General features: G+C 72.3%; 30 protein-coding genes, 1 tRNA gene and 1 pseudogene. 12 read left to right on the top strand and 20 right to left on the bottom strand.

From position 1 onward, the window contains the following. Nucleotides 1-25: 25 nt before the first annotated feature. Nucleotides 26-850, bottom strand: a complete 825-nt coding sequence (efeU, locus tag BUE41_RS20660) for an iron uptake transporter permease EfeU (RefSeq protein ID WP_073458797.1) — start codon at nucleotides 848-850, stop codon at nucleotides 26-28. 129 nt (nucleotides 851-979) lie between these two features. Continuing rightward, entirely contained in the window at nucleotides 980-1,372 is a 393-nt protein-coding gene (locus BUE41_RS20655; RefSeq protein ID WP_073458796.1) for a tetratricopeptide repeat protein, read from the bottom strand. Between the two features lie 136 nt (nucleotides 1,373-1,508). On the opposite strand from BUE41_RS20655, the gene eno reads away from it, so the two are divergent. The 7 genes from eno to BUE41_RS20620 all read left to right on the top strand — a co-directional run bounded on the left by eno (nucleotide 1,509) and on the right by BUE41_RS20620 (nucleotide 7,024). Continuing rightward, a complete protein-coding gene (gene eno / locus BUE41_RS20650) occupies nucleotides 1,509-2,795 on the top strand; it encodes a phosphopyruvate hydratase (RefSeq protein ID WP_073458795.1) in 1,287 nt (428 codons plus the stop codon). 3 nt (nucleotides 2,796-2,798) lie between these two features. Continuing rightward, nucleotides 2,799-3,311, top strand: coding sequence for an FtsB family cell division protein (locus BUE41_RS20645; protein WP_073458794.1), 513 nt, complete (start codon nucleotides 2,799-2,801; stop codon nucleotides 3,309-3,311). Further along, on the top strand, nucleotides 3,308-3,802 hold the full coding sequence (locus BUE41_RS20640; RefSeq protein ID WP_234997445.1) for a DUF501 domain-containing protein: 495 nt from the start codon (nucleotides 3,308-3,310) through the stop codon (nucleotides 3,800-3,802). The genes BUE41_RS20645 and BUE41_RS20640 overlap by 4 nt, the downstream gene beginning before the upstream one ends. An 11-nt stretch (nucleotides 3,803-3,813) precedes the next feature. After that, the gene (locus BUE41_RS20635; RefSeq protein WP_073458792.1) at nucleotides 3,814-4,770 is read left to right on the top strand and encodes a Ppx/GppA phosphatase family protein; all 957 of its coding nucleotides are present in this window, start codon (nucleotides 3,814-3,816) and stop codon (nucleotides 4,768-4,770) included. Nucleotides 4,771-4,774: 4 nt separating this feature from the next. Continuing rightward, entirely contained in the window at nucleotides 4,775-5,491 is a 717-nt protein-coding gene (locus BUE41_RS20630) for a uracil-DNA glycosylase (RefSeq protein WP_073458791.1), read from the top strand. A gap of 20 nt (nucleotides 5,492-5,511) precedes the next feature. Continuing rightward, on the top strand, nucleotides 5,512-6,882 hold the full coding sequence (locus BUE41_RS20625; RefSeq protein ID WP_073458790.1) for an NAD(P)/FAD-dependent oxidoreductase: 1,371 nt from the start codon (nucleotides 5,512-5,514) through the stop codon (nucleotides 6,880-6,882). Nucleotides 6,883-6,950: 68 nt separating this feature from the next. Next, nucleotides 6,951-7,024: transfer RNA gene (locus BUE41_RS20620), tRNA-Leu, on the top strand. A 129-nt stretch (nucleotides 7,025-7,153) separates the two neighbouring features. On the opposite strand, the gene BUE41_RS20615 is transcribed toward BUE41_RS20620, so the two are convergent. The 15 genes and pseudogenes from BUE41_RS20615 to BUE41_RS20545 form a co-directional block, all read right to left on the bottom strand. Next, complete coding sequence (locus BUE41_RS20615; protein WP_143172268.1) at nucleotides 7,154-8,518, bottom strand: tyrosine-type recombinase/integrase; 1,365 nt, start codon at nucleotides 8,516-8,518, stop codon at nucleotides 7,154-7,156. Further along, nucleotides 8,518-8,703, bottom strand: coding sequence for a helix-turn-helix transcriptional regulator (locus tag BUE41_RS20610; RefSeq protein WP_073458788.1), 186 nt, complete (start codon nucleotides 8,701-8,703; stop codon nucleotides 8,518-8,520). The genes BUE41_RS20615 and BUE41_RS20610 overlap by 1 nt, the downstream gene beginning before the upstream one ends. Beyond that, nucleotides 8,700-10,406 carry a replication initiator gene (locus BUE41_RS20605; protein ID WP_073458787.1) on the bottom strand — a complete coding sequence of 569 codons (1,707 nt, stop codon included), beginning with the start codon at nucleotides 10,404-10,406 and terminating at the stop codon, nucleotides 8,700-8,702. Before BUE41_RS20605 ends, BUE41_RS20610 begins: the two co-directional genes overlap by 4 nt. Next, entirely contained in the window at nucleotides 10,403-10,711 is a 309-nt protein-coding gene (locus BUE41_RS20600) for a hypothetical protein (RefSeq protein WP_073458786.1), read from the bottom strand. Before BUE41_RS20600 ends, BUE41_RS20605 begins: the two co-directional genes overlap by 4 nt. After that, nucleotides 10,708-12,036: pseudogene (locus BUE41_RS20595) on the bottom strand (FtsK/SpoIIIE domain-containing protein); the annotation flags it as partial. The gene BUE41_RS20600 and the pseudogene BUE41_RS20595, both read right to left, overlap by 4 nt. Nucleotides 12,037-12,040: 4 nt before the next feature. Next, nucleotides 12,041-12,361 (bottom strand): DF family (seleno)protein, encoded by a 321-nt coding sequence (locus BUE41_RS20590; protein WP_073458784.1) that lies wholly within the window; start codon nucleotides 12,359-12,361, stop codon nucleotides 12,041-12,043. Next, nucleotides 12,358-13,059, bottom strand: coding sequence for an alkylmercury lyase family protein (locus BUE41_RS20585; RefSeq protein ID WP_073458783.1), 702 nt, complete (start codon nucleotides 13,057-13,059; stop codon nucleotides 12,358-12,360). The genes BUE41_RS20590 and BUE41_RS20585 overlap by 4 nt, the downstream gene beginning before the upstream one ends. Further along, complete coding sequence (locus tag BUE41_RS20580; RefSeq protein WP_073458782.1) at nucleotides 13,056-13,463, bottom strand: MerR family transcriptional regulator; 408 nt, start codon at nucleotides 13,461-13,463, stop codon at nucleotides 13,056-13,058. The genes BUE41_RS20585 and BUE41_RS20580 overlap by 4 nt, the downstream gene beginning before the upstream one ends. A gap of 47 nt (nucleotides 13,464-13,510) precedes the next feature. After that, nucleotides 13,511-14,071, bottom strand: a complete 561-nt coding sequence (locus BUE41_RS20575) for a DUF2306 domain-containing protein (RefSeq protein ID WP_073458781.1) — start codon at nucleotides 14,069-14,071, stop codon at nucleotides 13,511-13,513. 318 nt (nucleotides 14,072-14,389) lie between these two features. Beyond that, on the bottom strand, nucleotides 14,390-15,160 hold the full coding sequence (locus BUE41_RS20570; RefSeq protein ID WP_200804032.1) for a cytochrome c oxidase assembly protein: 771 nt from the start codon (nucleotides 15,158-15,160) through the stop codon (nucleotides 14,390-14,392). Nucleotides 15,161-15,201: 41 nt separating this feature from the next. Next, a complete protein-coding gene (locus BUE41_RS20565; RefSeq protein WP_073458779.1) occupies nucleotides 15,202-15,750 on the bottom strand; it encodes a DUF2243 domain-containing protein in 549 nt (182 codons plus the stop codon). Nucleotides 15,751-15,970: 220 nt separating this feature from the next. Next, nucleotides 15,971-16,513, bottom strand: coding sequence for a hypothetical protein (locus tag BUE41_RS20560; RefSeq protein WP_084755474.1), 543 nt, complete (start codon nucleotides 16,511-16,513; stop codon nucleotides 15,971-15,973). A 158-nt stretch (nucleotides 16,514-16,671) separates the two neighbouring features. Then, on the bottom strand, nucleotides 16,672-17,325 hold the full coding sequence (locus BUE41_RS20555) for a response regulator (protein ID WP_073458778.1): 654 nt from the start codon (nucleotides 17,323-17,325) through the stop codon (nucleotides 16,672-16,674). Nucleotides 17,326-17,393: 68 nt separating this feature from the next. Continuing rightward, on the bottom strand, nucleotides 17,394-17,960 hold the full coding sequence (locus BUE41_RS20550; protein ID WP_073458777.1) for an RDD family protein: 567 nt from the start codon (nucleotides 17,958-17,960) through the stop codon (nucleotides 17,394-17,396). Nucleotides 17,961-18,145: 185 nt separating this feature from the next. Next, nucleotides 18,146-18,574, bottom strand: coding sequence for a hypothetical protein (locus tag BUE41_RS20545; RefSeq protein ID WP_073458776.1), 429 nt, complete (start codon nucleotides 18,572-18,574; stop codon nucleotides 18,146-18,148). 100 nt (nucleotides 18,575-18,674) lie between these two features. On the opposite strand from BUE41_RS20545, the gene BUE41_RS20540 reads away from it, so the two are divergent. Together BUE41_RS20540 and BUE41_RS20535 are read left to right on the top strand one after the other, a co-directional pair. Further along, nucleotides 18,675-19,136 carry a hypothetical protein gene (locus BUE41_RS20540; protein ID WP_073458775.1) on the top strand — a complete coding sequence of 154 codons (462 nt, stop codon included), beginning with the start codon at nucleotides 18,675-18,677 and terminating at the stop codon, nucleotides 19,134-19,136. A 22-nt stretch (nucleotides 19,137-19,158) separates the two neighbouring features. After that, nucleotides 19,159-19,689 (top strand): GNAT family N-acetyltransferase, encoded by a 531-nt coding sequence (locus BUE41_RS20535; RefSeq protein WP_073458774.1) that lies wholly within the window; start codon nucleotides 19,159-19,161, stop codon nucleotides 19,687-19,689. A 109-nt stretch (nucleotides 19,690-19,798) separates the two neighbouring features. Here BUE41_RS20535 and BUE41_RS20530 read toward each other — a convergent pair whose 3' ends face one another. Beyond that, on the bottom strand, nucleotides 19,799-20,365 hold the full coding sequence (locus BUE41_RS20530; RefSeq protein ID WP_073458773.1) for a P-loop nucleotide/nucleoside kinase family protein: 567 nt from the start codon (nucleotides 20,363-20,365) through the stop codon (nucleotides 19,799-19,801). A gap of 97 nt (nucleotides 20,366-20,462) precedes the next feature. On the opposite strand from BUE41_RS20530, the gene BUE41_RS30880 reads away from it, so the two are divergent. Continuing rightward, complete coding sequence (locus BUE41_RS30880) at nucleotides 20,463-21,050, top strand: class I SAM-dependent methyltransferase (protein ID WP_073458772.1); 588 nt, start codon at nucleotides 20,463-20,465, stop codon at nucleotides 21,048-21,050. 9 nt (nucleotides 21,051-21,059) lie between these two features. On the opposite strand, the gene BUE41_RS20520 is transcribed toward BUE41_RS30880, so the two are convergent. Both BUE41_RS20520 and BUE41_RS20515 read right to left on the bottom strand, forming a co-directional pair. Next, the gene (locus tag BUE41_RS20520; protein WP_073458771.1) at nucleotides 21,060-21,353 is read right to left on the bottom strand and encodes a hypothetical protein; all 294 of its coding nucleotides are present in this window, start codon (nucleotides 21,351-21,353) and stop codon (nucleotides 21,060-21,062) included. A gap of 83 nt (nucleotides 21,354-21,436) precedes the next feature. After that, nucleotides 21,437-22,576 carry an acyl-CoA dehydrogenase family protein gene (locus BUE41_RS20515; protein ID WP_073458770.1) on the bottom strand — a complete coding sequence of 380 codons (1,140 nt, stop codon included), beginning with the start codon at nucleotides 22,574-22,576 and terminating at the stop codon, nucleotides 21,437-21,439. A 53-nt stretch (nucleotides 22,577-22,629) separates the two neighbouring features. Between BUE41_RS20515 and BUE41_RS20510 the strand changes: the two genes are divergently transcribed. Together BUE41_RS20510 and BUE41_RS20505 are read left to right on the top strand one after the other, a co-directional pair. Then, nucleotides 22,630-23,199, top strand: a complete 570-nt coding sequence (locus tag BUE41_RS20510) for a TetR/AcrR family transcriptional regulator (protein ID WP_073458769.1) — start codon at nucleotides 22,630-22,632, stop codon at nucleotides 23,197-23,199. Between the two features lie 99 nt (nucleotides 23,200-23,298). Then, on the top strand, nucleotides 23,299-23,724 hold the full coding sequence (locus tag BUE41_RS20505) for a hypothetical protein (RefSeq protein WP_073458768.1): 426 nt from the start codon (nucleotides 23,299-23,301) through the stop codon (nucleotides 23,722-23,724). The last annotated feature ends 2 nt before the right edge of the window (nucleotides 23,725-23,726 follow it).

Genomic DNA, 23,726 nt, shown 5'->3' with positions numbered 1-23,726 from the left:
GCGGGGGATGTCAGGGCGGGGGATGTCAGGAGGTCGAGGTGACGGGGGACGCGCTGCGGGTCGAGCGCAGGAACAGGGGGAGCACGATCGCGACGTAGGCGACCCACACGATCGCTTCGAGGACCGTGGTCTGCGGGGAGAAGTTGAGGATCCCCTTGAGCAGGGTGCCGTACCAGGAGTCGGGCGGGATCACCGCACTCACGTCGAAGGCCAGCGTGTTCAGGCCGGGCAGGATGCCGGCCTCCTGCAGGTCGTGGACGCCGTAGCCGAGGATCCCGGCCGCGACGAAGATCAGCAGCACGCCGGTGACGGTGAAGAACCTGCCCAGGTTGATCCGCAGTGCGCCGCGGTAGATCAGGTAGGCCAGCGCGACGGCGATCGCGATCCCCAGAAGGAACCCGATCAGCGGCTGCGTCGTCTGCCCGGCGGCCTGCGCGGCGGTGTAGAAGAACAGCGCGGTCTCCATGCCTTCGCGGCCGACCGCGAGCGCGGCCATCACCACGACGGCGGTGGAGCCCATCGCGACGGCGGTCTCGAGCCGGTTCTCCAGCTCAGCGGAGATCGTCCGGCCGACGCGGCGCATCCAGAAGATCATCCACGTGACGAAGCCCACGGCGATGATCGACAAGCTGCCGCCGAGGGCCTCCTGCGCGGTGAACGTCAGCTGTTGCTGCGCGAGACCCAGCACAACGGTGACACCCACGCTGACTGCCACGGCGATCCCCACGCCGAGCCACACCTTCGGCAGGGCGTCGCGCCGGTCGGTGCGCACCAGGAACGCCACCAGGATGCTCACCACCAGGGCGGCTTCGAGTCCCTCGCGGAGCCCGATCAGCAGATTGGCCAGCACAGCGCTCCCCGCAGGTCATAGCCATCGTTAGGACAGCCTCAGCAAAAGCGGGGTAAGGCTAACTCTGCTTCGGCCCGCACGAAAGGGGGGCCACCGCGTTGACCAGCGGTTTTGTCCAGTTGGTCCGGGTTAGTCCGGTTCCTCTGCGCGCAGCGCGAGGCGCGCGCGGACCTCGCCCAGCGCCTCCTGGTACTCCGGGCGCGGCGCCATCGCCGCCGCCAGCTTCAACTGCGCGTGCGCCTCCGGGAGGCGGCCCTGGCGGTGCAGCGCCTTGCCGAGACCGAAGCGGGCGTAGTGGTCGGAGGGGTCGAGCTCGAGCACGCGCTCGAACGCCTGCTGGGCCCGGCTCAGCTGGGCCGAGTTCAGGTAGGCCCGCCCGGCGAGCAGTTGCACCGACGCGTCGTCGGGGCGGCTCTCCAGCACCGGGCCGAGCGCGGCCAGCGCATCGAGCGGTCGGCTGTTCGCCACCAGCGCCTCGGCGCGGCGGAACGATTCGAAGAGGCCCTCTGGCTGGCTCGTCATGGTCCTTTTCACGTTAGGTGGCGCGGCGATGAACTGCGAGAGTTGACTTCCGCCGCGAGGGTTGCTCCCCGGCGTGCCGGAACCCGGTCGTTAGGCTGGGCCCCGTCACGGTCGGAATCACTCGACAGGAGCACTGGTGGCGGTCATCGAAGAGGTCGGCGCACGCGAGATCCTCGATTCGCGGGGTAACCCGACGGTCGAGGTCGAGGTCGCGCTCGACGACGGCACCCTGGCCCGCGCGGCCGTGCCGTCGGGGGCGTCCACGGGTGAGCACGAGGCCGTCGAGCTGCGCGACGGGGACCCGGCCCGCTACGGCGGCAAGGGGGTCGAGAAGGCCGTCGCGGCGGTCCTCGACGAGATCGGCCCCGAGCTGGTCGGCCTGGAGGCGTTCGAGCAGCGGATCGTCGACCAGCGCCTCGTCGATCTCGACGGCACCCCGAACAAGGGCCGCCTCGGCGCCAACGCCCTGCTCGGTGTGTCGCTCGCCGTGGCGAAGGCCGCGGCCGACTCGAGCGGGCTGGAGCTGTTCCGCTACCTCGGTGGGCCCAACGCGCACGTCCTCCCCGTCCCGATGATGAACATCATCAACGGCGGCGCGCACGCCGACACCTCCGTCGACGTGCAGGAGTTCATGATCGCGCCGATCGGGGCCGACTCGTTCAAGGAGGCTCTGCGCTGCGGCGCAGAGGTCTACCACGCGCTCAAGTCCGTGGTGAAGGGCAAGGGCCTGTCCACCGGCTTGGGCGACGAGGGCGGCTTCGCGCCCGACCTGCCCGGCACGCGCGCTGCGCTCGACCTGATCGTCGAGGCGATCGGCAAGGCCGGCTACGCCGTGGGCCGCGACGTCGCGCTCGCCCTCGACGTGGCGGCGACCGAGCTGTACTCCGGCGGCACCTACTCCTACGAGGGCAAGAAGCTCACCGCGGAGGAGCTGTCCGAGGTCTACGCGGGCCTGGTGAACGACTACCCGCTCGTGTCGATCGAGGACCCGCTGGCCGAGGACGACTGGGACGGCTGGGTCGGGCTCACCCAGCGGCTCGGTGACAAGGTCCAGCTCGTCGGCGACGACCTGTTCGTCACCAACCCGGAGCGGCTCGACGAGGGCATCTCCCGCGGCGCCGCCAACGCGCTGCTGGTGAAGGTCAACCAGATCGGCACGCTCTCCGAGACGCTGGACGCGGTCAACCTGGCCCACCTGTCCGGCTACCGCTGCATGATGAGCCACCGCAGCGGCGAGACCGAGGACACGACGATCGCCGATCTCGCCGTCGCCACCGGCTGCGGGCAGATCAAGACGGGCGCGCCGGCCCGGTCCGACCGCGTCGCCAAGTACAACCAGCTGTTGCGCATCGAGGAGGCCCTCGGCGACGCGGCGCGCTACGCGGGCGATCTGGCCTTCCCCCGGTTCAGCGCCGAGAGCTGAGCGATGGCCGAGGAGCGGGCGCGGGCGCCTCGGACCCCCCGGCGGCAACCGCCGCCGGCGGGCTCGGTCGGCACGGCCACCCGCCGGCGGCCCGGCCGGGAGCCGCAGCTCACCCGCACCCGCCCCGGTGGCGTCGTCGCCGCGACCACCGGGTTCCTCGGCATCTCGTCCGCGCGGCGCGCCGCGATCCTCGCGATCGTCGTGTGCGCGCTCGCGCTGTCCGTGGCAGTGCCGCTGCGCAACTACGTCACGCTGCGGCAGGAGCTGGCCGCAGTGAGCCAGCGCCAGCAGGACCTCGCCGCCGAGGTCGCGCGGCTCACCGAGGAGCGGGACCGGCTCGCCGATCCCGCCGAGATCGAGGCGCTAGCCCGTACCCGGCTCGGGTACGTGCGGCCCGGGGAGGTGCCCTACGTCGTGCAGCTGCCGACACCGCCGGAGGAACCCGCGGGCAACGGCGAGGACCGCAGCGCCTGGTTCGCGGTGCTGTGGCGGGAGATCACGGCAGGTGCTCCGTGACCGTCGACGAAGCCGACGTCGCGGCCGTTGAGGCCCAGCTGGGCCGCAGACCGCGGGCGATGATCGACGTCGCCCACCGCTGCCCGTGCGGGCAGCCGACGGTCGTGCGCACCTCTCCTCGGCTCGAGGACGGCACGCCGTTCCCGACGCTCTACTACCTCACCTGCCCGCGGCTGGCGTCCCGGCTCGGCACGCTGGAGGCGCAGGGCCGCATGCGGGAGATGACCGAGCGGCTGCGTTCGGATCCCGAGCTGGCCGCGGCGTACCAGCGCGCGCACGAGGCGTACCTGGCCGAGCGCGACGCCATCGAGCCGCTCGGTACCACCGTCACCGCGGGCGGCATGCCCGGACGGGTCAAGTGCCTGCACGCCCTCGCCGCGCACTCGCTGGCCGTCGGGCCGGGTGTGAACCCGTTCGGGGACGAGGCGCTGGCCGAGGTCGGCGAGTGGTGGCACACCCACCCGTGCAGCGAGCTCACCAGCGGGCGCTAGGAAGGACACGCATGTCACGGGTTGCCGCGATCGACTGCGGGACGAACTCGATCCGGGTGCTGGTCGCCGACGTGGCTGAGGGCTCCGACGGGCGCCCCGAGCTGCGCGACGTGCACCGCGAGCAGCGCGTCGTGCGGCTGGGCCAGGGCGTCGACGCGACCGGTAAGTTCGCGCCGGAGGCCATCGAGCGCACCCGCGCCGCCCTCGCCGACTACACCGCGGTCCTGCGCCGCACCGGCGTCGACAAGGTGCGGATGGTGGCGACCAGCGCCGCCCGGGACGTCTCGAACCGGGAGGCGTTCTTCGGCATGGTCCGCGCCACGCTCGGTGCCGACGCCGAGGTGATCTCGGGTGACGAGGAGGCGGAGCTGTCCTTCGTCGGCGCAGTCGGCGATCTCGATCCCGCCGCCGGCCCGTTCGTCGTCGTCGACACCGGCGGCGGTTCGACCGAGCTGGTCGTCGGGACGGTGAGCGACGGCAAGGCGACGGTGACGGCCGCGCGGTCGGTCGACATCGGCAGCGTGCGGATCACCGAGCGCTGCCTGCACGGGGACCCGCCCACGGCCGCGGAGGTCGCACAGGCCCGGGAGGTGGCCGCCGGGATCCTCGCCGAGGCGTTCGCCGCGGTGCCGGTCGACGGCGTGCGTACGTGGGTGGGGGTGGCCGGGACGATCACCACGCTGTCCGCGGTCGCGCAGCGCCTGGCGCAGTACGACCCGGAGGCGGTGCACCTGTCCCGGATCCCCGTCGAGCGGTTGCACGAGGTCGCCGAGGACCTGCTGGGCCGCACCCGCGAGCAGCGCCGCGAGTACACCGCGATCGACCCGGGCCGCATCGACGTCATCGGCGGCGGGGCGCTGATCGTCGATCTGCTGGGGGCGGAGCTGCACGCGCGCGCCGGCATCACCGAGCTGGTGGTGAGCGAGCACGACATCCTCGACGGGATCGCGCGCTCGCTCGTCGAGTAGCTCCATGGCGGAGTTCGCGGACATCGCCGAGCTCGATGCGCAGCTCGTCGAGTGCCGCGCGTGCCCGCGGCTGGTGGCGTGGCGGGAGCAGGTGGCGCGGGAGAAGCGCGCCGCCTTCCGCGACCAGACGTACTGGGGCCGGCCGGTGCCCGGGTTCGGTCCGCCGGACGCGCCGCTGGTGATCGTCGGACTGGCGCCGGCCGCGCACGGCGCGAACCGCACCGGGCGGATGTTCACCGGCGATCGCTCCGGCGACGTGCTGTACGCGGCGCTGCACGCCGTCGGGCTGGCCAACCAACCGACGTCCGTGCACGCCGGCGACGAGCTGCAGCTGCGCGGGGTGCGGATCACCGCGCCGGTGCACTGCGCGCCGCCCGCGAACAAACCGACCACTGTGGAGCGGGACACGTGCAGCCGGTGGCTGCGGGCCGAGCTGCGACTGATGTCACCCCGCGCGATCGTCGTGCTGGGGGCGTTCGGGTGGCAGGCGCTGCTGCCGGTGCTCGCCGACGCCGGGTGGGCGCTGCCCCGGCCGCGGCCGGTGTTCGGCCACGGCGTGCACGTCGAACTGCCTGGTCAGCGTGGTGCGCTGCACCTGTTCGGCTGCTACCACGTCAGCCAGCAGAACACGTTCACCGGGAAGCTGACGCCGGCGATGCTGGAGGAGGTGCTCACCCGGGCGGCGGACGTAGCCGGTCTCACGCCTTTTCAGCAGGTGTAGCGCTCAAGGCCGGTGGGAACATGGCGCGTATGGCTCGCAATGCGCGGATCGTCGTGGTAGGCGGCGGCTACGTCGGTATGTACACGGCGCTGCGCCTCCAGAACAAGCTCCGTCGCGGCGAAGCCGAGATCACCGTCATCGATCCGCAGCCGCACATGACCTACCAGCCGTTCCTCCCCGAGGCGGCGGCCGGTTCGATCGAACCGCGGCACGTGGTCGTGCCGCTGCGGCGGGTCCTGCGCAAGTGCCATCACCTCACCGGGCGCGTCACGGCGATCAGCCACGCCAACCGCGAGGTCACGGTGGAGCTGTCGTCCGGGAACGTCACCACCGTCGGTTACGACGTGCTGGTCGTCGCCCCGGGCTCGGTCGCCCGCACCCTGCCCGTGCCGGGGCTCGCGGAGCACGGCATCGCGTTCAAGACCGTCGGTGAGGCGATCTTCCTGCGCAACCACGTGCTGTCCCGGCTCGACGCCGCGGCCACCACGATCGACCCGGATCTGCGCCGGCGGCTGCTGACGTTCCTCGTCGTCGGCGGCGGGTACGCGGGCGTCGAGGCGCTCGCCGAGCTGCAGGACATGGCGGTCTACGCGACCCGCTACTACGAGAACATCTCGCCCGAGGACATGCGCTGGGTGCTCGTCGAGGCCGCCGGGCGGATCATGCCCGAGGTGAGCCACGACCTCGGCCGCTACACGGTCGAGCGGCTGATCGAGGCGGGCATCGAGGTCTACCTCGACACGCGGGTGACGTCGATGGTCGGCGGCCACGTCGTCCTCGACGACGGCACCGAGTTCGACGCCGACACGATCGTGTGGACCGCGGGCGTCAAGCCCAACCCGATGCTGGCCAACACCGACCTGCCCCTCGATGAGCGCGGCCGCGTCGTCTGCGGGGCCGACCTGCAGGTCGCGGGCATGCCCGACGTGTTCTCCGCCGGCGACTGCGCGTCGGTGCCCGACCTGTCCAAGGACGACCCGGACGCGCGCACCGCGCCGTCGGCGCAGCACGCCGTCCGGCAGGCGAAGGTGCTCGCCGACAACATCGTGCGGCACCTGCGCGGCAAGGAGCTCAAGCCGTACAAGCACGCCAACGCCGGCTCCGTCGCCAGCCTGGGCCTCTACAAGGGCGTGGCGATGATCTACGGCATCAAGATGCGCGGCATCATCGCCTGGTTCCTGCACCGCACCTACCACGTGAGCCGCATGCCCACCTGGAACCGCCGCATCCGGATCGTCTTCGACTGGACCGGCGCTCTGGTGCTGGGTCGCGAGGTCGTGTCGCTGGGCCAGATCAACGAGCCGAAGGCCGAGTTCTCCCGGGTCGTGTCCGCCACCCCGCCACCGGCGGGGGAGAAGGAGTCGGAGCCCGTCGCCGCGCGGCCCCGGTAGCTGCGGGGAAACGGACGTACCGGGCCTGCTGCGCGACGCCGGTCGGGCCGTAGGGTGATGCACCAGTCGCCCCTGTAGCCCAACCGGCAGAGGCAGGCCCCTTAAAAGGGTCGCAGTGTGGGTTCGAGTCCCACCGGGGGCACCGTGCCAGAAGCAGCAGGATCGTGTGTTGACCTGCGAGGATGTGCCAGCGGAGTGATCTTGCGCTGTCCGGTGGTGTCCGGCTGTCAGCCGTGATCACCGGCTGTCTGTGCCAAATACGTGCCAAAGTTCAGTCCCCCCGGAGCGCAATGTCGATCCTCCGGCGGGCCGCGTCCTCCTGGCCGACGATGCACTTCGCGTAGATCTGGAGCAGCACGGCCACGCTGTGCCCGGCCCACGCGGCAACCTGGGTCGGGGGGACGCCGGCGTTGAGCCACGTCGACACCGCGGCGTGGCGGAGGTCGTACGGCCGACGCGCCAGAGGCGAGGCGAGATCAGCCGGGCCGAGCGCCGCGTCACGCGCCTTCCGCCACACCCGGCAGTAGGTGCTCTCCGCCAGCCCGCCGCCGCGCACGCCGACGAACAGCAGCCCGTCCGGTCCTGTCCCAAACTTCTCGATGTGCGCGTGCAGGAGCGCGGTCAGCTCGGGCGGGGAAGGCACGACGCGCGTCTCCCCGCGCGCCCGGTGCTTCAGCTGGCGCTCCTCCCGCCGGCGCCCGCTATCCGTCCACGACGCGCCCGCCGCCGGGGTGGACGCCTCCAGCACGAGCTCGCCCCAACCCTCAGCGGGAACCGCCAGGTTGGACTTGCGGAGGGTGGCCGCCTCGGCCGGCCGGAGTGCCGCGTAGTACATCGCGCCGAAGAACGCCACCAGACGCTCACCGCTCGGCATCTCGGCGGCAACGGCCGCCAGGAGCGCGCGCGCCTGCGCAGGGTTGACGACGACGCGACGGTCCACCGTCTGCACCGTGCGTGGCGCCTTCCACGCCAGATGGGTGATCGGGTTTCGGGACAGCAGTCGACGCTCCACCGCGTACTCGGCGGCGTTGACCAGGACCCCGCGCTGACGCTGCACCGTGCCCGGTGCCGCTGTGGCGCCGTCGCCCGTCAGCGCGAAGGCGTCGAGGACGTCCCGCGCGACGGCCGGCTTGTCGAGATCCGACACCGGGCGCGTGTTCCGTTCCAACCACGACAGCGCGTGGCCCAGCTCGGGCGGTGGCGCGCCACTCCGGCTCGCTCCAGCGTTGAACGCCCATCTCGCGAGTGCTCCCCGTAGCACCTTCTCCGGCGGACGGGCCCGGTCACCGGTCACCAGTGCAAGCGTCGCGTTCGTGAGCGCACGAGCAGTGTTGCGGCGCGAGTTCGGGGCGAGGTGCGGCCACTTCATCGCGACGTACTCCCGTGCGAACACCAACCAGTTGACCTCTCGCTCCGCCCGCGCCATCGACATCGGCCGTCCGGTCTCGATCTCGAACGCCTCACCGCGCCGAGCGGCCTGCACAAGATCGGAGCGGAACGCGTCAGCCAGCGCCATCGTCCGGAACGACTCGCGCCACCGCCGGCCGGCAACCGACCACCGCACCCGGTAGGACGTCGTGCGCGCGCCCTGGTAGACGTCGATCTTCCACACCTTGACGTCGTAGCTCGTGTCCATCACGCCGCTTCCTCGTGCGCGTCGAGCCAGCGATCCAGCTCCGACCGCCGGATGCGGAGGTCGCCGTTCGGGAGCTTGATGCACCGGGGCGCCCGGCCCTTGGCGCGCCACTCGTAGAACGTCGACCGGGAGACGCCCAGCTCCGCGCACACTTCCGCGACCGTCAACCGCTCGGCCCTGCTCACGCCGCCTCCCCTGGCTCATGATCGCGAGTTGCCGAACAGTTGTCGTCGAGGCCGGCGGTGGCGAGCTGGGCGGCGGTGTAGTCGGCCTTCCACCGTTGGCGCTCGCTGATCGCGTGCAGCAGCAGCACGGGCCGGGTGGGCACGTCCGTGTCGCCGGGGCGGGTGCGTTCCCACTCGAACGGCCCGTCGTCGACGGCGTAGCCGGGCCGGACCCCGGCGCGTTCGAGGAGTTGCCGAACGAACGCGGCGCGTTCGGCGCGGTGGTCGTCGAGGCTCTTGTTCGACCACTTGCGCGAGACGAGGACGCGGCGGCCGGCGATGCCGAGGTGTTCGGGCTTGTGCGCCTTGGCCTTGCACTGCCCCGGCGTGGTCGAGGGGCGGGCGCCCTTGGGCTCGATGCCGTAGAGCAGCCACACCCCGCAGCGCGGCGAGCACGGGGTGACGCGCAGCTCGGCGACGAGCCGGCGGGCGTGCTCGCGCTGCCGCTCGGTCGCCTGGTCGCCGAGGCCGGCGGCGGTGGAGACGGACTTGCTGAGGTACTTCGTGAGGTAGCCGATGTGCCGGCCGGCTTCCTCGGTGCCGCCGAGGATGCCCTTGACGTGCACCTGGGCGCCGAACCGCACGGTGTGCGCCGGCACCGTGAGGTCGGCGCGGGCCTCGTCGAACGTGGAAAGTGGTTCGCGGGTGTCGGGGTCGACGAACGCCTTGGCCCGGTCGCACCACCGCGGCACCCGATCCCCGGAGTAGACGATCTCGTCGTGGGCGGGCCACCAGACCTGGTGGTAGGTGGCGGCGGCGATCATGCGCAGCTCGGCGCGGGAGATGCTGCCGCGGATCGCGGCGTGCAGGTGCGGGGCGCCGCGGCGCTGCGGTTCGAGGGTGGCGAAGTACTGCACGTCCCAGCCCACGCAGCGCCGGGTGTTCTGCCAGAACCGGTCGACGATCTTCGGGAAGTGGATCGCGTCCCGCGCCGCCCGCCGGTAGTCGTAGGTCTCCGGGTCGAGGGCGGCGCCGTCGCCGTCCACCCGCCCGTAAGACGGCAGGGTGAGGGTGAGGAACGTCGACGGCCGATACTTGCCGCCGAACACGCGCCCGAGGGTGCGGTTCTCCACCGGCCGCCGCGGCAGGTTCGGCGCGTCCTGCCGCCGCCGGGTCGAGCGCCGCACCACGGAGGGTTCGGGGTCGAGCGGGGCGAGCCGGCCCCGGACGCCGAGCCCGCGCAGCTCGGCGTCGATCTCGGCGACGGTCTCCCGGATCGCCTCGCACTCGTCGTCGTCGCCGTCGCGGCGGGCAGCCGCGTAGGCCACGTGGAGATCGGCGCGGGCGGCCATGAGCTGCTTGTGCCGCTCGGACGGAGCGGCGGGGGTGCCGATCGGTTCGTCCTCGAGGTGCCAGCCCTCCCGGCACTGGACCATGCGCAGCCGGCGGGCCTTGTCCGAGCAGGGGCGGCACTGGTCCTCCCAGGTCGACCCGCACGGCACCGCCACCACGTCCACGCGTCCGCTCGACTGGTCGATCCGGCGCATGGCGAGCGGGCGCACGCACACGCCGTGCTGTTCGGCCAGCTCCTGGGCGACCTCGCCGGACAGCGCGAGGAGCGCCTTCTGCGCGCGGGTGAGCTGGTCCTGATCGATCCACTCGGCGTCCGGCGCCAGGCCGGTCGAGCCGGCCGGGTCGGTCGCGACGTCGTGAGTCGTGGTCATCGGGCACTCCCAGCGGTCGAGACGGGACGAGCAGTAGCGGTGTGGGTGGCGCGCCAACGGGCGCCGGCGGCGAGGTCGGCGCGGTCCTCGCGGCGCTCCCGCACCCAGCGGGCGAGCAGCCGGCCGAGGGCCACGATCACGGTCAGAGCGAGGGTGCCGGCCCCGACGAGCGAGGCGGCGCGATCCAGGGCGGGCCAAAGCGCTCCGGCCAGCCCGAGCACGCACACGACGAGCAGGGCGGCGAGCAGGGGCGGGTAGTCGGGGCTGTCGGTCGGGCCGCCCCAGGAGATGCGGTCGCTGCTCATGCGACACCTCCGGCAGGCGACGCCGCGGGCGCGGGCAACGCGAGGAGCTGACCGGCCACGGCGGGCTGATCGGCGGTGCCGGTGACGAAGGCTTCCAGCGCCTTGATCGTCTCGTCCGGGACCCAGCCGGCGCGCACCCGCAGGGCTTCGCGGATGCCCTCGCCGAACAGGTAGCCCACGCCCGGGGTGGATTCGCCGATCCGGTCGGCCCAGGCGCCGCGGTCGTAGGCGTGGTCGCCGAGCGCCATCGCGACGTGGTTCTTGTGTGGCACCCGCAGACACATCCGGCGCGGGAACAGCTCCCGGACCGGGACGGTGTCCTTGGTCGGTTCCTGCACGTAGCCGCGCACGGTGAACCCGAGCGCCCGGCCCTGGGTGGTCAGCAGCGCGACGCGTTCGACGATCTGTTCGCGGGTCTTGCGGTCGCCGACGTAGCGGAACAGCGCGCCGATCTCGTCGAACTCCAGCAGCTCCCGCGGATGCTCGCGCGACACGGGCACGGTGCGGACCCGGCCGGCGAACTCGACCTTGCGGGCCTCCATCGACTCCACGAGGTCGTCGAGCAGCGCGAGCGCGTCGCGGGAGGTGACGGCGTAGCGGTGGAACACTCGGCGGCCGTAGGCCAGCTCCATGCCCTTCGGGTCGATCCCGGAGACCCGGACCAGGCCGTCGCGGATCGCCGGGGCGATCGACACGAGCGGTGACCAGGTGATCGTGTTCTTCCCGGCGCCCGTGGAGCCGGCGGTCAGGGTGTGCCCGCCGTCCAGGGAGACGTGCCAGTCGGTGCCGTACTCGGTGCGCCCGGCCCACACCTTCCGCAGGTTGATCTGTTCGCCGGGCACTGCGGCGAGCGCGGTGAGGTCGGCGCAGGGCACCACGTCGGTGAGCAGGTCGCGGCGCATGAAGTCGACCGACACCCGGTTCGGGGTGAGCTCGCGGATCTGGCAGCGGGCCACCCCGCGCGAGACCGCGAGCCGGCGGGCCGAGGCGTCGAAGTCCTCCGGGGTCAGGCCGGGGATGAGCTTGACGTGCACCTCGTCCCACGATCCGCCGGAGCGGACCGCGACGACCCGGGGCAGGTCGTTCGGCCGCGGGCGCGCCTTCGGGCGGATCGCGCTGCGGCGGAACGGGTTGACCTGCACCGTGATCCCCGGATCACGGTCCGGGACGGTGAGCGCGCACGAGCGCAGCCACCCGGGCATCCGCGGCGCGTACACCGTCCAGCGCTGCCACCACGCCCGCAGGTGCCGGCCGGCCCGCGCCTCGAACCGCTCGCGGTCAAGCTGCCGCCACCCGACGAGGCCGACAACGACCACGGCGGCGGTCTGGTCAGTCGTCGGTGCGGTCTGCCCGGAGCAGCGCCAGCACCCACTCGTCGGGTGGCATCCCGCTGATCCCGCTCGGGCCGCGGTAGAGCCGGCAGCTCAGGCCGTAGTCCCGCCGGGCGTCCGCGCCGGGGTCCACGTCGCGGCCGTCGACACGGACCGTCGGCGAGCCGAGGAACTGCTCGCGCTGTGCCTCCTCTCCGTCGGCGACTGTGCGCACCCGGACCGGGTCGGAAACGCCGGCCTCGGCGGCGAGCCGTCGCAGCCGCGGCAGGTACTCCTCGGCGTGCGGGCAACCCTCGGTGTGCAGCATTTCCACGATCACGTGAGGACCTCCGTCCCCGACGACGCGGCGTCCAGCCCGGGCGCGCCGGCCAGCAGTGGTCCGAACGAGCAGTAGGCGATCTCGACGGCCTGTGCCTGGTCGAGCACGAGCCCGGTCAGCTCCGGGCAGGACCGCAAGTACTCCTCGGCGCGCTCCTGCTTCGGGTGGAAGGTGATTGTCGGGCACAGGCAGTCGGCGGCCGGGCCGCACCCGCGGGTCTGCGCCAGCAGGACCACCGTCGTCTCCGGCGACCAGCTCCAGGTCGCGCCGCGGCGTTCGACTCGGATCGGGCGCCCGTCATTCGGATCCGCCGACTCAATGGCGCCGTCCCGGCCGGTCATCAGCGGGATGCCCAGCGCGTCGATCGCGCACATCGCGTGCACCGGCGCCGCGCCGGCGAGGCGCACCACGTGTCCGGTCGGAACCCCGGAGAACGGGTAGGCCACGGCGACACGGCCGTCGTCGAGGTGCACCAGGTCCACCTCGTCGAGCCGGCGAAACGCCTCCGCCGGGTCGATGCCCTCGGGTAGCCCGAGGTCGTCGCGGTGCGGTGCCTGCCCGGTCGCCAGGAACGCCCGCAGCACTGCGCGGTGCACCTGCCGGATCGTCGTGGGCAAGCCCGCCTGCCGGGCGGCGACCCCGCCCTGCCCGGCATCGCACAGCGACTCGATCCGCAGTGGTCCCTCGGCGGTGCTCACGGGCGTTCCTCCTCTGCGCTGCCGATCTCGACGAAGATCGGGCACTCCCGCCGGTCCCGCGGCTGCTCGCAGGTCTGCACCAGCCGGGCCAACCCGGACCGCATCGCCAGCAGGTCCGCGATCCGGGCATCCAGGTCCGCGATCTTCGCGGTCGCCAGCTCGCGCGCGGCGTCGCAGCTCTCCGGGCCGCCATCGGCCAGATGCAGCAGCGACTTCACGTCGTCGAGGGTGAACCCGAGGTCCTGCGCCCGCTTGATGAACCGCACGAGCCGCACCGCCTGCGGGCCGTATGCCCGGTAGCCCGACGCCGACCGCTCCGGCTCCGGCAGCAACCCCCGGCGCTCGTAGTACCGCAGCGTCTGCGGGTTCACCCGCGCCTGCGCGGCCACCTCGCTCGTCCGCATGCACCGAGGATGAACCCTGTACCGCGGTACCAGGTCAAGCCCCCGCCTCAGCGTGCGACAGACCGACGACCGGGGAGGGGCCAGACCGAGACCTGTCGAGGTGCGGCGGAGCGGTACCGGGACAACGCCCGCACGAGCAGCGGCACGGCCACGATCGACGGCAGCGCCCAGTGCAGAACGTGCGGCAGCTCGCGCCACACCGGCAGCAGCGGGCCATTGTCGATCAGGAACCCCGTCCAGAGCCCGACGTAGGAGACCGTCATCGCGATCCCGTGCGTGTACACCCAGCCCGGCCCGTGCCGCCGCCGCGCCAGCACGCCGACGCCCGCCGCCGTGATCGACAGGAGGCCGATCAGGAGCAGGTGCACGGTGTGCGGCCACCGAAGAACCGCCAGCACGGTCAGCGACAGGGCCAGCACCACCAGTCCCAAGGCGTAGGCCCGGCCGAGGGCAGGGTGCCGACCCCGCCGCTTGCGCGCGAGTGCAGCGCCGGCGCCGGTCAGGACGCACCAGAGCCCGGCGACGATGTGGACGCCGAGGAACACCAGGAACACCGGGCGGCTGTCCGGGATCGGGAGGCCGCCGATGTCGATCGGTCCTGCAGCCATCGCGCACCCCCGTCCGCCGCGAGGTATTCATCGTCCGCCGAAATCCCGTCGCGGGCAACGGCCCGTGCCAAATGCGTGCCGACGTTCGCCGCCGGCCAGCAGACGGGTGCAGGTCGCTGCAGGTCGGACGGCGCGTCGACCGAGGAGCGCGCATCCCCTTAAAAGGGTCACAGTGTGGGTTCGAATCCCACCGGGGGCACACTGGTGCAGCCAGCACCATCACACGTGGACCAGGGATTTCCCGATCAGTGGGTGATCTGGAGCGGCTGAGTGGGCAATGCCCCCGCGCCGGCACCGGCTGCCCGCGGCGCATGCGCGTCAACGTCCGACGTCCCCGAGCGCAGCTGACCGCGGCGACCGAGCCGGCACGCTCCTGCGGCGGCGCCAGGTCGTCACCAGGGCGAAGGCCAGCAGCAGTTCCGCCAGATCACCGCCGTAGTACATCAGCTCGGCACCGCCGCGTCGCTGGTCGTCCGGTACCGGGACATCGACGACGAGCCCCGCGTACATGAGCTGGGACAGGACGGCGTGGAACGCGATCGCTACGCCGAGCACGACCAACCGGGCCGGAACGGACGGCCGCCGCGGTGCGGGATCCGGACCGGCGATCGCCCAGGTGAAGAGACAGCCGGCGGCGAGGAAGTGCAGGTGGACGACGTGGTGCACAGCCGGGCTCGCGGTCACCGCGACGTACAGCGGTGTGAGGTACAGAACGGCCATCCCGCCGATGGTGAGCACCAGAGCCGTGACCGGGTGGACGAGCACGTGGAGCGGGCGGCTGCGCAGCAAGCGGCCCACGCGCCTTCCCGCCTCTGCGGGAATCGAGCGCAGCACCAGCGTCATCGGAGCTGCGAGTACCAGGCCGAGCGGTGCGATCATTCCGATCAGCAGGTGCTGCAGCATGTGCTCACGGAAGTCCCCGCTCGGGTACGGCAGCACCTGCGGCGTCAGACCGAGCGCGAGCGCTGCGCAACCGACGACGAATCCGACTGTGCGCCACGTCCTCCATCCACGACCGTCCCTGCGCCGCATCGACGCCAGTGCCAGATAACCCGCCGCGGCGACGGCCACCAGCAGCAATGGCAGCACGGCCGGGCTTCCACCATGCGTGTGCGCCGTGTGCGCGACGTTCATCGCGCGCGGGAGGGCGAATCGGCCGCGGTGCGCCTGCTGCTGCGTTGCAGCAGCCATCCGACGACGACCAGTGCGGCGCCGAGCGCCAGGAAACCGAGGTCCCACCACAGCTGGTCCGGCCCGCTTCGGACGTGGTGGATGCCGAGGATGTGGTGATCGATCACGCCCTCGACGAGGTTGAACAGGCCCCAGCCCACCAACATCCAGCCCCACAGCACTCGCGAGCTCCACACCCGGCCGGGCGAGGCACTCATGCGGGAGTAGAGCAGGCCGAGCCCGATCAGCACCGAGAGCCAGGTGAAGGTGTGGAACAGCCCGTCCCAGACCGTGTTCATCCGTAGCCCCGCGACGGTGTCGGCCGGGTAGTACTCGACTCCGATGTTGTCGGTGTCGGTGCTGGTCAGCATGTGGTGCCACTGCAGCACCTGGTGCAGCACGATCCCGTCGACGAACCCGCCCAGCCCCACTCCGAGGATCGTCGCGGGCAGGCCGATGCCCTGGGCGGCCGAAGCGGCCGAATCCGCCCTGCGACTCGTGGATGTCATCGTTCCCTCCGGGTGGGCGCTCTGCTTCGAGTGCCCCGCTCGCGGTCAGGCAAACGCCGGCCGCCCGAGCCACCGCTGCACACGGCGACCACGTCGCCGTGTTCCGGCCATGGCGCACGGCCAACCTCTGACCAGGAACATCAGGAAAGCCACTTCCCGATTCCTGGTGGGGAAGTGGCTTCCTGCTTTTCCCGGGCGGATACCGGGCCTGTCGCCGGTGTCAGCGGCGGGAGGCTGCGGCGGCGCCGGTGATGAGGCTGGCGATGGCCATGCCGATGACGAGGTGGATGACGGCGGTGGCGGCGGCCAGTGGTAGGGCGGTGGTGGTGAGGAAGGGGGTGACGGTGGTGGCGGCGGTGACCAGGCCGATGATCCAGCCGAGGTAGGCGAGTGGGCGTGGGGTGGTGGAGATCATCAGCAGGTGTGCCAGGCCGGTGGCGGCGAGTGCGGCGATCGCGGCGAGGGTGCACAGCAGGGCGGTGGTGTGTTCGCCGAAGGCGCCGGTGGTGGGGAGGCCGATCGTGAGGCCGGCTTGGACGATGAGGGTGCCGACGAGGCCGATGAGGGCGGCGACGACGGCGGTGGCGATGCCGCCGGTCCAGAGCTTGACGGGGTCGAGGGTGGGGCGCTGCGGGATGTCGTGGGTGGTGTTGTTGATCTCGGGGCGGTTCGGGTAGGGGCGGATGATCTCGGTGGGGGCGTCGGCGATCGGGTCGGCGATCGGGTCGGTGGTGGGGCGGGTGGTGTAGGTGGTGGGGCTCATGGCGTCCTCCTGGTGCCGGGTCCGGGGTGGTGGTCCCGGGCGGTGTCGCTGTCTGGGGTAAGAGTGCTCCGCGGCAGGTCGGCGCACCGTCGGTCGGAAGGCCGGTGCGGTGGGGGATGCTCGGGTCCGTCGATCGACGGACACGAGCGGCCGGACAGCTACCCGGCGAACCTGCCGATCTTGCCGAGCGCCCCGAACAGCTCGGTCGGCCGCGACGTGACCCCCTCGCCGCTGGCCTCGACGACCTCGCCCTCGCGGTGCCGGGCGTGGTCCGACGCGTAGACGATGACGGGCACGTCGATGTTCGCCGCCCGCATCGCCGAGATGAGGTCGATGCCGGCGTCCGGGTTGAAGCTGGTGTCCTCGTGCCGACTCATGTCGGTGATCACGGCGTCGTACGCGCTGTTCGGCTGATCCAGGGCGGCCATCGCCTCGCGGGTCGACCGCACGGTGGTGACGGACGCACCGAGTGCCTCCAGCTGCGCGGTCTCGTAGGCGTTGTGCTGCGGATCGTCGTCGACCCAGAGGATCCGGCGGAGCGTGCGGTGCTCCGGCATGGGCGTGGCGCTCGGCTGCGGCTCATCGGGTGCCGGAGCCGCCGCGGACGCCTTGGCCTGCAGTTCGGCGGTGGACTTGACGAGCTTGTCCGCCAGTTCCTGGACGCTCAGCTCCACGCCACCGACCTTCACGGAGAAGTCGCGCGACTCGATCACCTTCCGAAGCGCGGGGAGCAACCGCCACAGCAGCACGGCGGTGATCAGAGGCCACAGCAGTCCGGTGATCGCCTGGATCAGCTGCGCAACGTCCTGCACATCAACTCCTGGTCTCGACGAGCTGCCAGCGTGATGATCGGCTGACGGACAGTACCCGGTGCGGCGGCTCAGGAGCTCGTCGATCGCTCGCGCAGGTCCACTCCCCGGCGGTGCGGCACGGTGCCCCGCTCCGCGTCGACGATCACTCGCGTACCGGCCAGATGGTCGTGGATCGTTCGGCCGTGGGTGCTCGTGCGGGCCGCAGCCAGGGCGAGGTTCGCGAGGATCCCCGCCGTGCCGAGCCAGGAGAGCAGATCGTGCCCCGTCGTGTCAGGGGAAACCCGGATGAGGACGAGCGGCAGGTAGAGGACCACGGACCGGAGGAGCGCGACGGGGAGCGAGATGCCCGGTGCGGCCGGGTTGACGGGAACGACCCGGAGCCCGAGGAGGCCCATGCCGATGGTCCGTCCCCGCCTCTTCGCCAGCAACACCGCTTCCAGGCCGACGAAGACGAGGAGTACGCCGACTTCGATGCCGATGTCGATCCATTCGCCGTCGCTGCTGATGAACAGGTTGTGCGGGAGGAGCACGATCCTCACGAGGAGCGCCAGAACGACCACCGCCATCAGCGAGAAGGTCAGGTCGAACAGGCGAGCAAGCAGGCGGGGCCAGAACGGGGCGGCTTCGTCGTGCATCCCATCCCTCCGGTCGGCATCGCTTGCCGGTGGCGGTGCGAACACCGTGAGGAACCGGCCCGTCAACCATCTGGTCTCGACCTCGTGATCAGCACGTTACGGGCCGCTTCGCGATCCCCGAGGTCTGCGACGGCGGATCCGTCCCTCGTCTGGTCAGCACCTGGGTGCGGCGGCGCCGACGAGGCTCATCCCGCCCGGCACGCCTCCTGCGCCGCCGGGGTCAGCTGATCGACCTTCACGCCGGACGGAGAGTCGTTGCGGCAGAGGGTGTTCATGAGCCCGCGGATGGCGACTCGTCCCCATGAGGTGACCGGGGTGAACTCACCCTCGATCCGGGTGAGGAAGTCGCTGTACGCGCTGACGAACTCCGGCCCGTCGCAGGCGACGCGCATCTGCTGGACGGGGACCACGTCGGGCTCGGTGAACTGGAGGAGGTCGACGTTCGACAGCCACGATTTCACAGCGACGACGGCGTCGTTGGTCGCCCGCACGCACTCGATGTGGGCCTGGGCGGCGGCCGGGTCGGGGGTCGCCCGTCCGGGAATCTCGGTGGCGCACCCCGTGACGATCACGGCCGCGCAGAGCGAGGGAACCAGGCCGGCGAGGCGGATCACATTCCGACACGTCGCGCCCCGTACCGGAGTCGTTACACGGCGGCAGCATTCCGCGGGGCCGGGTTGACCCCCACCCCGCCTCCACCGGCATGCTGGCCCGATGGCGGATGAGGTCATCGAGCGGATCACCGCGGTCGTGCAGCGAGGACTGGACGGCGAGCGGGCGGCCGCGTGTGAGGAGCTCGAGACCCTGTGGGTCGAGCACACCGATCCGCTGCACCGCTGCGTGATCGCGCACTTCCTCGCCGACCTGCAGGACGACGTCCACGCCGAGCTGCTCTGGGACGAGCGTGCGCTGGCCGCGGCCGGGGAGATCGGCGACGACCAGGTCCGCGAGATCGCTCCGGGGCTGCAGGTCCGCGGGTTCCTGCCCTCCCTGTACGGCAGCGTCGCCGACGACCACCGCCGCCTCGGTGACGCCGACCGGGCCCGCGGCTACCTCGCCGAAGCCCAGGCCGCGACCGACGCCCTCGGCGACGATCCGTACGGCGCGCACGTCACTCAGCTGCTGGACGACATCGGCCGCGCGCTGGCCGCCGGGTCGACCGAGCCGCTGGCCTGACGCCGGCCGCCGGCATCACCCGATGGCCACGATCCGGGACGCGACGCCCGCGGACGCGGGCGCGATCGCGGCGGTGCAGGTCGCGTCCTGGCGCGCTGCCTACCGGGGACTGCTGCCGGACGAGGTGCTGGCCGGGCTGTCGGTGCCCGGCCTCACGCAGATGTGGACGGGCCGGTTCGCGGCGTCGCCGCCGCGCTCGAGCGTCGTCGTCGCGTGCGCGGGAGAAGCGATCGTCGGGTTCGCCTCCGGCGGCCCGCCCGAGAGCCCCGACGACCGCGCGGACCCGAACCTCGCCGACGTCTACACGCTCTACCTCGACCCGGCGCACTGGGACCGCGGGATCGGCGCGCAGCTGCACGACGCCGTGCTCGCCCGCCTCGCCGGGCACGGGTTCACCCACGCCGGGCTGTGGGTGCTCGCCGGGAACGAGCGGGCGCTGCGGTTCTACCTCCGCAACGGCTGGACCGACACCGGCCGCACCCAGGTCGACCGGGGCCCGCAGGGGGTGGAGCTGCACGAGCGGAGGCTGCAGCGGAACCTGGATGCCGGCTGAGGCCCTGGGCGGGCGCTGGAATCTCCACGAACGGCACTCTCGTGAGCACCGTTCCTGACGAAAGCGCCGTTCGTGGAGGTTCGGGCCGGGGTTCCGGGGCCGCCCTGCCTCATCCCCGCACCAGTGCCGCCACCTGCTCCTCCAGCGGCGGCGCCCCGGCCCCGTTGTCGATCACCACGTGCGGCACCGGTGGCGGCACGTCCGGCCGCATCCGGGCGATGAACGCGTCGAACGCGGCCAGCTTCCCGGCATCGGCGGCCCGGCCGCGGGCGATGAGCCGGTGCTTCAGCGTGGGCGGGTCACAGCACACCCACACCAGCCGCACCGGCTCACCACCCAGCTCCTCGACCCACGCCGACCACCGCTGCGGTTCCCGGATCTGCTGGGTGAACGGCGCGCACAGCAGCACGGGGCAGCCCGGCGCGCGGATGAGCCGAGCCGCGGCGGTGAGCCCGCCGTACTCGTGCACCTTGACGTGCTCGTCGTACCAGGGGCCTTCCCGCTCACCCGGTGGCCGGCCCGCGGCGGCGAGCGTCGCGGCCACGAAGCCGCCGTAGAGCACGTCCTTGTCCAGCAGCGCCGGGACCGGGCGGAGGTGGGCGAGCAGCAGGTCGGCCACGGTGCTCTTCCCGGCACCCGGCGCCCCGGCCACGACCCAGACGTCGGCGGGCGGCACGTCGGGAAGCGTAGGCCAGCCCGCAACGGGTCGACTCGGCAACCGCGGAGGGATTCGACGCGCGTGCGGCCGCGACTGGGCCGACACCCACGACGCCGTGCAGGTCGACCCGCCCACCGCGGTCGAGGGGCTGGCCGGGCTCGTGGATCCGGGCAGCGCGCTGCTGGAGTACGGCGCGGGCACCGGCCGGCGCGCGGGCCCGCTGGCCGACCGCGGGTTCGACGTCGTCGCGGTCGACATCCGTGGGCCGGTGCTGCAGACGCTGCGGGAGAAGCCTGGCGCCGAGCGGGGCACGGCGGTGCTCGGCGACATGACGATGGTCGAGCTGGGCCGCACGTTCGACATGGCGTTCAGCGCGCTGAACTCGATCTTCTGGCTGCCGTCGCAGGAGGAGCGGGTTCAGCCCACCGAGCCGCAGAACCGCATCGCGCAGATCGGCGACCGCGTTGTGATCACGACCATGACGCGCGGGACGCCGCCACCAGCGCCTACCAGGGCGTGCGGGTGCGCGTGGGGCGACGGGACCACGGCCCACTCGGTGGGCGGGCGGCACGTGTGGCACGGTGAACTCGACCTGATGGCCCGGCTCGCCGGGCTCGAGCTGGAGCACCGGTGGAGCGACTGGGCAGGTTCGCCGTTCACGGCCGCATCGCGCGGGCACACCTGCGCGCACCGGCGGCCGTGATCGGCCCGCCTAGCGCGACCAGCCGACGAGCACCGCGGGCCCCGGCCCCGGGTTGTGCAGGGCCCGGACTCCGGTGCCGTCGAAGCAGAACACCGCACCCTGCCGGAGCGTCAGCACGGTGCCCTGCGCGCAGTGCAGCTCCACGCTGCCGTGCTCCAGCAGCACCAGCACGCCTCGCCACTGCGCCTCCGCCAGGCCGCGCCGCTCGCCCGGGGCGAGCCGCAGCTCGTGGCGGCGGAACCCGGGTGCGGTCCCCGGCAGCCGCAGCGCCTCGTCGTCGGTCCCCGAGCCGGCACCGGCCATCCCCCACCTCCGCGCGCCGGTCCGCCGCGTGCGGGCCGGTGGGAAAAGGACCGGCGCCGGAGCCGGGACTCATCGGTACCGGGCTACTTGGTGAGCGCCCGGCTGATCACCAGCCGCTGGATCTGGTTGGTGCCCTCGAAGATCTGGGTGATCTTGGCTTCGCGCATGTACCGCTCGACGGGGAAATCGCGGGTGTAGCCGTACCCACCGAGCACCTGGACGGCATCGGTGGTGACCTTCATGGCCGCGTCGGTGGCGACGAGCTTGGCCACGCTGGCCTGTCGGCTGTACTGCAGGCCGGCGTCGCGGCGGCGGGCGGCGTCGAGGTAGGTCGCCCGGGCCGATTCGACGGCGGCGGCCATGTCGGCCAGCAGGAAGCCGAGTCCCTGGTGGTCAGCGATCCGCTTGCCGAACGCTGTGCGCTCCTTCGCGTACGCCACCGCTGTGTCGAGGGCGGCCTGGGCCAGCCCCGTCGCGACGGCGGCGATGCCGAGCCGGCCGCCGTCGAGCGCGCTGAACGCGATCGGCAGGCCCTGGCCCTCCCGGCCGATGAGCCGGTCGGCCTCGATGATCGCGCCGTCCCAGTGCGCGGTGGTGGTGGGGATGGCGTGCAGGCCCATCTTCTGCTCGGGCTTGCCGAACATCAGGCCATCGACGTGCCCGGGGGCGAGGAAGCAGGAGACACCGCGGCTGCCCTCGCCGGTGCGGGCGAACAGCGCGTAGTAGTCGGCCTTGCCGCCGTGGGTGATCCACGCCTTCGTGCCGGTGATGCGGTAGCCGTTCTCGACCCGCTCCGCCTTGCACGCGAGCGCGGCGGCGTCCGATCCGGCCTGCGGCTCGGAGAGGCTGTAGCCGCCGATCATCTCCCCGGAGAGCATGCGCGGCAGCCAGCGCTCCTTCTGCTCCTCCGTGCCGAATGCGGCGAGCGGGTGGCAGGACAGGCCGTGGACGCTGACCGCCACCGCGACGGCCGCCCAGCGGATCGCCAGCTCCTCCAGGACCTGCAGGTAGACCTCGTACGGCTGGCCGCCCCCGCCGTACTCCTCGGGGTAGGGCAGACCGAGCAGGCCGGCCGCGGCGAGGGTGGCGAACAGGCCCTCGGGGTAGGTCTCGTTCCGCTCGTGCTCCTCGACGCGGGTGGCGAGCTCCTTGTCGGCGATCTCGCGGGTGAGCTCGATGAGGTCGCGGGCCTCGGGCGTGGGCAGCAGGCGTTCGACGGTCATGGCGCTCCCCGTTGTGCGAAACCGGATGATACGAAAGGCGGTACGATCGTACAGTGAGTCGTACAGTGCGGCAGGCTCAGCTGTTCGACCAGCTCGTCGAGCTGTTCCTCACCGACGGCTTCGCATCACTGACCATCGACGCCCTGGCTGCGCGGCTGCGCTGCTCCAAGAGCACGTTGTACGCGCTCGCCGGCACCCGGGACGAGCTGGTGCGCGCGGTGGTCGTCCACTTCTTCCGGCGCGCCACCGAGCGGGTGGAGGCCCGCCTCGCCGAGGCCGAGGGCCCGCGTGCTCGTCTGGTGGCCTACCTGGAGGCGGTGGCCGAGCAGCTCAAGCCCGCCTCGGCCGCGTTCTTCGACGACGTGGCCGCCTCACCCGCCGCCCGCGAGATCTACGAGCGCAACACCGCCGCCGCGGCCCGGCGCGTCGAGCAGCTGGTCGCCGAGGGGGTGGAGAGCGGCGCGTTCCGCCCGGTGCACGTCGGGTTCGTCGGTGACCTGCTCAGCGCGGAGATGGTGCGCATCCAGCGCCGCCAGGTGGCCAGGGCGACCGGTCTGGACGACTCCGCTGCCTACGCTGAGCTGGCCGCCCTCGTCGTCGACGGCCTCGCCCCGCGGTCCTGACGGTGGTGCTGACGGCGGCACTGCGGCGTGCTGACGACAACCCCACATGTGCTTTCCGCCTCTCGCCGCGCGCCGGTCCGCGGCGTACCGTGTCCGGGCATGTCAGGTGGGCCTTCACTCGTCGTGGGGCTGCTGACGTACGCCGTGATCGCGGTGTGCCCGGCCCTGCTGGTGTGGCTCGCACTGCGGATCGGTCCGGTGCTCCTCGACGCGGCCGAGGCGTGGCAGCGCAGGCGTCATCGGCGGCAGGAGCCCGAGGGGCCGCCGCTGGAGAAGGTGGTCGCGGCGGTGCGCCGGCTGCGCCGCGAGATCCGCTCTGGTTCACCCACCACGCACGTGCGGGCCCGAGCGCTCGCCGCCGCCTACGACGACGTGCTGGTCGACCTGTGCCGCATCGTCGGAGTGGACACACCGCTCGCCTGTGCGGAGGAGGCCGATCGCCCGTTCGCCCGACTGCAGACCGAGGCCGCGCTCGAACAGGCCGGAATCGCGCTGGATCCACCGGGGAGCGTTACAGCAGGGTGATC

It is taken from the genome of Pseudonocardia thermophila (assembly GCF_900142365.1).
Classification (GTDB): domain Bacteria; phylum Actinomycetota; class Actinomycetes; order Mycobacteriales; family Pseudonocardiaceae; genus Pseudonocardia; species Pseudonocardia thermophila.
The sequence above is the reverse complement of the archived record's forward strand: the minus strand, read 5'-3'. Positions and strand labels throughout refer to the sequence as shown.